The 7,923-nt window shown below is 72.7% G+C and carries 9 protein-coding genes; 5 read left to right on the top strand and 4 right to left on the bottom strand.

Features of this window, described 5'->3' with window-relative positions:
• Nucleotides 1-25: 25 nt before the first annotated feature.
• Nucleotides 26-403, bottom strand: coding sequence for a hypothetical protein (locus ABZ318_RS38200; RefSeq protein ID WP_356907021.1), 378 nt, complete (start codon nt 401-403; stop codon nt 26-28).
• Nucleotides 404-575: 172 nt separating this feature from the next.
• A complete protein-coding gene (locus ABZ318_RS38195; RefSeq protein ID WP_356907020.1) occupies nt 576-1,730 on the bottom strand; it encodes an adenosine deaminase in 1,155 nt (384 codons plus the stop codon).
• A gap of 92 nt (nt 1,731-1,822) precedes the next feature.
• On the opposite strand from ABZ318_RS38195, the gene ABZ318_RS38190 reads away from it, so the two are divergent.
• Together ABZ318_RS38190 and ABZ318_RS38185 are read left to right on the top strand one after the other, a co-directional pair.
• Nucleotides 1,823-2,602: a GNAT family N-acetyltransferase gene (locus ABZ318_RS38190; protein WP_356907019.1), complete on the top strand. Its 780-nt coding sequence runs from the start codon at nt 1,823-1,825 to the stop codon at nt 2,600-2,602.
• A 91-nt stretch (nt 2,603-2,693) separates the two neighbouring features.
• Nucleotides 2,694-3,479: an alpha/beta hydrolase gene (locus ABZ318_RS38185; RefSeq protein ID WP_356907018.1), complete on the top strand. Its 786-nt coding sequence runs from the start codon at nt 2,694-2,696 to the stop codon at nt 3,477-3,479.
• A gap of 63 nt (nt 3,480-3,542) precedes the next feature.
• Here the strand turns inward: ABZ318_RS38185 and ABZ318_RS38180 are convergent, their stop codons facing one another.
• Entirely contained in the window at nt 3,543-4,538 is a 996-nt protein-coding gene (locus ABZ318_RS38180) for a LysR family transcriptional regulator (protein WP_356907017.1), read from the bottom strand.
• A gap of 62 nt (nt 4,539-4,600) precedes the next feature.
• Here ABZ318_RS38180 and ABZ318_RS38175 point away from each other — a divergent pair, with 62 nt between their 5' ends.
• The 3 genes from ABZ318_RS38175 (at nt 4,601) to ABZ318_RS38165 (ending at nt 7,712) form a co-directional block, all read left to right on the top strand.
• Nucleotides 4,601-5,857 carry an MFS transporter gene (locus ABZ318_RS38175; RefSeq protein ID WP_356907016.1) on the top strand — a complete coding sequence of 419 codons (1,257 nt, stop codon included), beginning with the start codon at nt 4,601-4,603 and terminating at the stop codon, nt 5,855-5,857.
• 112 nt (nt 5,858-5,969) lie between these two features.
• On the top strand, nt 5,970-6,656 hold the full coding sequence (locus tag ABZ318_RS38170) for a L,D-transpeptidase (protein WP_356907022.1): 687 nt from the start codon (nt 5,970-5,972) through the stop codon (nt 6,654-6,656).
• A gap of 84 nt (nt 6,657-6,740) precedes the next feature.
• Entirely contained in the window at nt 6,741-7,712 is a 972-nt protein-coding gene (locus tag ABZ318_RS38165) for a sigma-70 family RNA polymerase sigma factor (protein ID WP_356907015.1), read from the top strand.
• On the opposite strand, the gene ABZ318_RS38160 is transcribed toward ABZ318_RS38165, so the two are convergent.
• On the bottom strand, nt 7,701-7,923 hold a 223-nt coding region (locus ABZ318_RS38160), incomplete at its 5' end, for an STAS domain-containing protein (protein WP_356907014.1). The two genes, ABZ318_RS38165 and ABZ318_RS38160, sit on opposite strands and share 12 nt — an antisense overlap.

Here is a 7,923-nt window from a genome sequence, read left to right as displayed (position 1 = left end):
GCCCCTTCGGCGTGTGCGGCGGGTGTCAGCCGAGCGGCAGGCCGCCGGCGAGGCCACCGATGGGCAGGCCGCCGAGGAGGCCGCCGAGCGGGGTGGCGCCGAGGCCGCCGGAGGCGGCGTCGAGCGGGAGGTTCTGGGTGGCCTGGCCCGCGGCGGCCGGGAGGGTCTTCACGCCCTGGTCGACTCCCTGGCCGAGGGCGCCCTGGCCGGCACCGAGGGACTCGCCGGCGCCGTCGGGGAGCGTGGTGAGGCCGTCACCGAGCGGGACGGCCTGGGTCACCGTGCCCAGCGCGTCGGCGTCGAGCGGCAGGGACGGTGCTGCGGAGGCCGTGCCGGCGGCGGCGGCGGCGAAAGCGGCACCGAGAGCGGCGACACCGAGCTTCTTGGCGGCAGACTGCTTCATCAAAAATCTTCCTTGGGGAATCCGGGGGCTTCGGGGAAAAGCCGGGAGGGGAAATCCTGGGAATCGAGGGCGGCTCTGCAACCTAACCAGCGAACGTCGCCTTCGCAAACACCGGAAAGCGGCCGGGTGTCGTCTCGACCCGGCCGCCCCCGCCCCCTTCACGGGACGCTTTTCAGTCCGTCGTACGGGAAGACTCGCTGGTCGTGGCGGTCTGCTGGAACAGCCATTCGGACTTCAGCTCGGCATATCCGGGCTTGATCACCTCATTGATCATGGCGAGTCGTTCATCGAAAGGAATGAACGCTGATTTCATCGCATTGACCGTGAACCACTGCATGTCGTCGAGCGTGTAGTCGAATGCCTCGATCAGCAGCTCGAATTCCCGGCTCATGCTCGTCCCGCTCATCAGCCGGTTGTCGGTGTTGACCGTGGTCCGGAAGTGGAGCGTGCGGAGCAGACCGATGGGGTGCTCGGCGAACGAGGCGGCGGCGCCGGTCTGGAGGTTGGAGGAGGGGCACATCTCCAGCGGGACGCGCTTGTCGCGGACGTAGGCCGCGAGGCGGCCGAGGCGGACGGAACCGTCGTCGGCGACCTCGATGTCGTCGATGATCCGGACGCCGTGGCCGAGCCGGTCGGCGCCGCACCACTGGAGCGCCTGCCAGATGGACGGCAGCCCGAAGGCCTCGCCGGCGTGGATCGTGAAGTGGTTGTTCTCCCGCTTGAGGTACTCGAAGGCGTCGAGGTGCCGGGTGGGCGGGTAGCCGGCCTCGGCGCCGGCGATGTCGAAGCCGACGACGCCGGAGTCGCGGTAGCGGTTGGCGAGTTCGGCGATCTCCAGGGCACGGGCGGCGTGCCGCATGGCGGTCAGGAGGGCGCCGACCCGGATGCGGTGGCCGGCGGCCCTGGCCCGCCGCTCGCCCTCGCGGAAGCCCTCGTTGACGGCCTCCACGACCTCTTCGAGGGTGAGCCCGCCCTCCAGGTGCTGTTCGGGGGCGTAACGCACCTCGGCGTACACGACGCCGTCCTCGGCGAGGTCGGCGGCGCATTCGGCGGCGACGCGGAAGAGGGCGTCCCGGGTCTGCATGACGGCGCAGGTGTGCGCGAAGGTCTCCAGGTACCGCTCCAGGGAGCCGGAGTCGGCGGCTTCGCGGAACCAGATGCCGAGCTTGTCGGGCTCCGTCTCGGGGAGCTGCTCGTAGCCCTGCTCCCGGGCGAGTTCGATGATCGTGCCGGGGCGCAGTCCGCCGTCGAGGTGGTCGTGGAGCAGCACCTTCGGGGCACGGCGGATCTGGTCCGCGGTGGGGACGTTGGGGGTCTGGCTCGTCATCTCCGCACTCTAGCCCCTACGCGCGTAGAACACCTCTCGTGGCGCCGGATTTCTCGTGGCGGGGCGAGGGGTCGCCCGCCTAGCCTGCCCGCATGACCTCGACCACGAACACGCCCGCCTCCGAACTCCCGCGCGTGCACCGCTTCCTGTGCGACTTCTCCCGCCGCCAGGCGGGCCGCACCGTCGACTTCCCGGGCGCCTTCGCGGTGCTGAACGACGCCTACAAGCACTCCCGGGGCAACAACCACGTGCTCGTCGACGGGGCCGTGGACCCGGAGGCGCTGCTCGGGTACACGGAGGAGGCGCTCGGCCACCTCCCGTACCGCTTCGCGTACGTCCTGGACGAGACGGTCGCCGCCGCCTGCCGGGCGCCGATGGAGCGGGCCGGGTTCCGGCACGCCACCGTCCTGTTCATGGCGCACACCGGCCCGGTGCCGGAGCACGGCGGGGCGCGGGAGGTCGACTTCGACGAGCTGCGCGAGCCGGTGGCCGCGGCCTGGCCGCGGTTCGTCCCGGGGCTGACACCGGAGGAGACACGCGATCTGGTGGAGCGGCGGGTGGCGCGCCGGCGCGGCGCCGACGTCGTGCGGTTCTTCGCCGCGCACACCCCGGAGGGCGAGGTGGCCGCGTGGGCCGACCTGTACATGGACCCGGCGACCGGGATGGCGCAGATCGAGGACCTGGTCACCGCGGAGGCCCACCTCGGGCAGGGGTACGCCGGGAAGGTCCTGGACACGGCGCTGCGCGAGGCCGCCGACGCGGGCTGCTCGACCACCTTCCTCACCGCGGCCGCGGAGGACTGGCCGCGCCACTGGTACGGCCGGAAGGGCTTCACGACCATCGGCTCGATGGCCCTCTTCGAACGGGTCTGACGGGCACGGCCGTTCGAGTCCGGGCCGACGATGCGTAACAGAGACCGCGCGTACGACTGCCGTACACCTCCGCTTCTGAGACTGTTCTGTCATGGCGCACTTCGCACTCGTGGGGCCGCCCGAAGCACGGAGACCCCGGCTCGGACGGCCTGTTGGAGGTTCCCGCTCGTCGGCGGCGGTGGGCGGCGTGGTGCTGCTCCTGCCGGACGGTGAGCCGGTGTCGGCGCGGCGGGCCTCCGCGCGGGCGCACGCGGCGATGCTTCCGCTGGGGCGCGGTCTGGCCCGGGCGGGCCGGTCCGATGAGCTCGTCGCGCACGTGGTGCGCTACCGGGCGCGCGGCTGGAACGGGGCGGACGCGGACCTCGTGGCGGACGCCTCCTGGGCGGTCGCGGAGACGGTACGGCGCTACGGCGACGTCCCGGTCTGTCTCCTCGGCCACGGGATGGGTGCGCGGGCGGCGCTGCGGGCGGCCGGGCATCCCGCGGTCGCCGCGGTGCTCGCGCTCGCGCCGTGGCTGCCGGAGGACGACGTGGCGGCGGAGCCGGAGCCGGTGCGGCAGCTGGTGGGGCGCAGGGTGCTGCTCGTGCACGGCACGAAGGACGCGCGGACGGACCCGGAGCTGTCGTTCCGGTTCGCCGAGCGGGCGAAGAAGGCGAACCGGGACACCTGCCGCTTCGAGGTGCACTCGGACGGCCACGCGCTGCGCCAGTACGCGGCCGAGGTCCGGGCCCTGACCGCGGACTTCGTGCTGGGCGCCCTCTTCGGCCGGCCGGTCGCCCGGCCGGTGACCGACGCGATGGCGGCTCCCCCGCCGCTCGGCCTGCGGATGCCGCTGGCGGCGGGGTTCGGCGGCGGCCTGGGCCCACACCGGCGCTGAGCAGCCTGGGCCCACACCGGCGTCGAGCGGCCTGGACCCACACCGGCGCTGAACGGCCTGGGCTCACACTGGCGTCGAGGGGTCCTCCGGGGCCGGAGGTGACGGCTCCTTCGGCAGCAGGTGGCCGCGCCTGCTCAGCAGGAACTTCTTGAAGGCGGCCACCGGGGCCGTGTCCGGGTGGCCGTCGAGCCAGGCGACCCCGATCTCGCGGACCGCCCGCGGCGCGGTGACGGTGAGTTCCACGACGCCGGGGCGGGGGACGGCGGGCGGGGGCAGCAGGGCGACGCCGAGGCCGGCGGCGACGAGGCCGCGCAGGGTCTCGGCCTCCTCGCCCTCGAAGGCGACCCGGGGCTTGAAGCCGGCCTCCGCGCACAGGTCGTCGGTGATGCGGCGGAGCCCGTATCCCGGTTCCAGGGTCACGAAGGTCTCGTCCGCGGCCTCGGCGAGGCGCACCCGCTTGCGGCCGGCGAGCCGGTGGTCGTCCGGGACGACGAGCCGCAGCCGCTGCTCGTCGAGGCGCCGGGCCACCAGGTCGGGGGCGTCCGGCACGGGCGAGGTCAGGCAGAGGTCGAGGTCGCCGGCCCGCAGCCGCTCGATCATGGCCTCGCCGTAGTTCTGGACGAGGGTGAAGCGGATCCTCGGGTGGTCGACGCGGAAGGCGCGGATGAGGCCGGGGACGGTCTCGGAGCCCATGGTGTGCAGGAAGCCGAAGGCGACGCGGCCGGCGGCCGGGTCGGCGTCGGCCCGTACGGTCTCGGCGGCCCGTTCCACCTCGGCGAGGGCCCGCTCGGCGGCGGTGAGGAAGCGGCGGCCGGCCGGGGTGAGGGAGACCGTGCGGCCGCGCCGGGCGAAGAGGGTGACGCCGAGGTCCTGTTCGAGCCGGACCATGGCCCGCGAGAGCGTCGACTGCGGCACGCCCATCTCGGCGGCGGCGCGGGTCACGTGCTCGTGCCGGGCGACGGCGGCGAAGTACGCGAGCCGCGGCGCGAGCAGCTGTCCCATGTCTTCTTCGTTACTGTTCGGTGACAGGCGAGGCTGTGACCTGTACTCATGCACCATGGGAACGATTACAGCAGTTCCGTGCATTGGACGCATGAAACGGACCGGCCTACGTTCGTGACATGCCTTCCGCCAGTACCAAGGCGGCCGCCACCACCGCGTCCGCCGACACCCGCCTCGCCCCCGGCACCCCCGGCCACCGCCGGATGAGCCTCGCGCTCTTCGCCGCCGGACTGGCCGCCTTCGCCCTCCTCTACTCCACGCAGGCCCTCCTCCCGGCCATCTCGGCCGAGTTCGGCGCCACCGCCTCCGCCGCCTCCTGGACGGTCTCCGCCGCCACCGGCGCCCTCGCCCTCTGCGTCCTGCCGCTCAGCGCCCTCTCGGAGCGCTTCGGGCGGCGCGCGATGATGACGGCCTCCCTCTCGGTCGCGGTCGCGGTGGCGCTCCTGGTGCCGCTCGCCCCGAACATGGCGTCCCTGATCGCGCTCCGCGCCGTCCAGGGCGCCGCGCTGGCCGGCCTCCCGGCCTCCGCGATGGCGTACCTCGCCGAGGAGGTGCGACCCAGGGCGCTGATCGGCGCGATCGGCCTCTTCGTGGCGGGCAACTCGATCGGCGGCATGAGCGGACGGATCGTGACCGGCTGGGTCGCCCAGCTGTGGGGCTGGCGCGCCGGTCTGGCCGCCGTCGGCCTGACCTCCCTGGCCTGCGTGCTCGTCTTCCGGGCGCTGCTCCCGAAGGCCCGGCACTTCGCCCCCGGCACGCTGAACCCGAAGGCACTGGCCCGGACCGTCCGGGGCCACCTCTCCGACCCGCTGCTCATGCGCCTGTACGTGATCGGCGCCCTGTTCATGACGGTCTTCGGCGCCGTGTACACGGTGATCGGCTACCGCCTGGTGGAGGCCCCGTTCTCGCTGCCGCAGGGCGTGATCGGCTCGATCTTCCTGATCTACCTGGTCGGCACGGTCTCCTCGGCGGCCGCCGGCAGGCTCGTCGGGCGGCTCGGGCGGCGCGGGGCGCTGTACCTGGCGGTCTCGACGACGGCGGCGGGCCTGCTGTTCTCGCTGTCCGACGCGCTCGTCCTCGTGCTGGTGGGCCTGGTCCTGATCACGGCCGGTTTCTTCGCGGGCCACGCGGTCGCCTCCTCCTCGGTGAGCCGCACGGCGAAGACGGGCCGCGCGCAGGCCTCGGCGCTGTACCAGTCCGCGTACTACCTGGGCAGCAGCGCGGGCGGCACGCTCGGCGCGATCGCCTTCCACGCGGGCGGCTGGGCGGGTACGGTCCTGATCGGCCTGGTCGCGGTCCTCGGGGTCGTCTCGGTCACCCTGTACGGCTCGCACAGCGCGCGCGTCGAGGCGCGGCGGCTGCACCTGGCGGCCTGAACCGGGTTCGCCCTCTCCCGTTCGCGCCCTGCAACCGTCACACTCCCCCGTACGTCCTCAAGCACAGGGACTCTAGGGGGAGTTGACGATCATGAAACGAATCACGCGGCTCATGGGAAGAAGGGCGGGCATCGCCGCCGGCATCACGTCTCTCGTGGTGCCGATGACGATCGCGCTCGGTACGGCCCCGGCGCAGGCGGCGTCCTGCAACGTGACGACGGGGCCGTACCAGAAGCAGGTGGAGAAGTTCCTCGGACGGCCGGTCGACGGGCGCCAGTCGCTCGCCGACTGTCAGGCCACCCAGGCCTTCCAGCGCAAGCACGGCATCACCCCGACCATGGGGTACGCCGGGCCGGTCACGTGGCGCACCATGAACACGATGATCCAGCAGAGGGCGGCGGGCACCAACCCCAACCGCTCGGGCGCCTGCCCGACCAACAAGGGCCGGATCGCCTGCGTCGACCTGACCCGCCAGCTCAGCTGGATCCAGGACGGCGCGCGCCTCAAGTACGGGCCGGTGCCGGTCCGCACGGGCAAGGACGGCACCGAGACCCGTACCGGCGCCAAGAAGATCTACTGGCGGAACATCAACCACTGGTCGACGCTCTACCACGTCTCCATGCCGTACTCGCAGTTCTTCGACGGCGGCCAGGCCTTCCACTCGACCACCAAGTCCATGTGGAACCCGCCGGGTTCCGGCGGCTGCGTCAACATGCGGCCGGCGGACGCGAAGGCGTACTGGAACCTGCTCAGGAACGGCGACGACGTCTTCGTCTACGGACGCAAGCCGGGAACCTGACCCCGGCTGTCAGTCCGCTGCGGTAGCTTCCCTCTCACCGGCACCGAACGGGTGCCGGTGAGGGGTGAGTGGGGTGTGGACCCGATGAGCGACGCCGCGACCGCGACGACCGACGAACTCGACAAGTACCGCAGGGAGCTGACCGGTTACTGCTACCGGATGCTCGGATCCTCCTTCGAGGCGGAGGACGCGGTGCAGGACACGATGGTCCGCGCCTGGAAGGCCATCGACTCCTTCGAAGGCCGCTCCTCGCTGCGGTCCTGGCTGTACCGGATCGCCACCAACGTCTGCCTGGACGCGCTGAACGCGGGGAACAGGAGAGCGCGGCCCATGGACCTGACCGGGCCGACGCCCGTCGCACAGGCACAGCTCGTCAAGCAGCCGGAGATCACCTGGCTGGAGCCCATCCCCGACGGACGGGTCCTGCCGTCGGTCGGCGATCCGGCGGAGACGGCCGTCTCCCGCGAGACCGTACGGCTCGCCTTCGTGGCCGCGCTCCAGCACCTGCCGCCCAAGCAGCGGGCCGTGCTCATCCTGCGCGAGGTCCTCGCGTGGAAGGCGAGCGAGGTCGCCGAGCTCCTCGACACCTCCGTCGCCTCCGTCAACAGCGCCCTCCAGCGGGCCCGCGCGACCCTCGCCGAGCAGGCGCCGGCCGCCTCCGACCCGGCGAACCCGCTGGACGAGGAGCAGCAGGCGCTCCTGGAGCGCTATGTCGCGGCCTTCGAGGGCTACGACATGAAGGCGCTGACGGCGCTCCTCCACGAGGACGCGACGATGTCCATGCCGCCGTACGACCTGTGGCTCCAGGGCCACGACGACATCGTCGGCTGGATGCTGGGCGTCGGCGACGTGTGCCGGGGCTCGAAGCTGGTCGCGACCGTGGCGAACGGCTCGCCGGCCTTCGCCCACTACCACCCGGACCCGGAGGGCGGCTACAGCCCGTGGGCGCTGATCGTCCTGGAGCTGCGGGACGGCAAGGTCGCCGGGATGGACTTCTTCCTGGACACCGAGCGCTGGTTCCCGCTCTTCGACCTCCCGGCGCGGCTAGAGGCCTAGGGTCCCGTCCAGGCCGGTGAGGAGGAGCAGGGCCCGCAGTTCGGGCCCCGCTCCGTGGAAACGGATCCGGTGGCCCCGCCGCCCGGCGGCGAGCTTCAGCCGGGCGAGGGCGTCGACGGCGGCGAGGTCGGCGTGCGCGAGCGCGCCGACGCGCGGTCCGTCGCGTCCGGGAAGGAGGCCCGGCCGGACTGTGTGCCTCGCTGGAAGGCAC

The sequence above is a fragment of the Streptomyces sp. NPDC006197 genome (assembly GCF_040613865.1).
Taxonomy (GTDB): Bacteria; Actinomycetota; Actinomycetes; order Streptomycetales; family Streptomycetaceae; genus Streptomyces.
The sequence above is the reverse complement of the archived record's forward strand: the minus strand, read 5'-3'. Positions and strand labels throughout refer to the sequence as shown.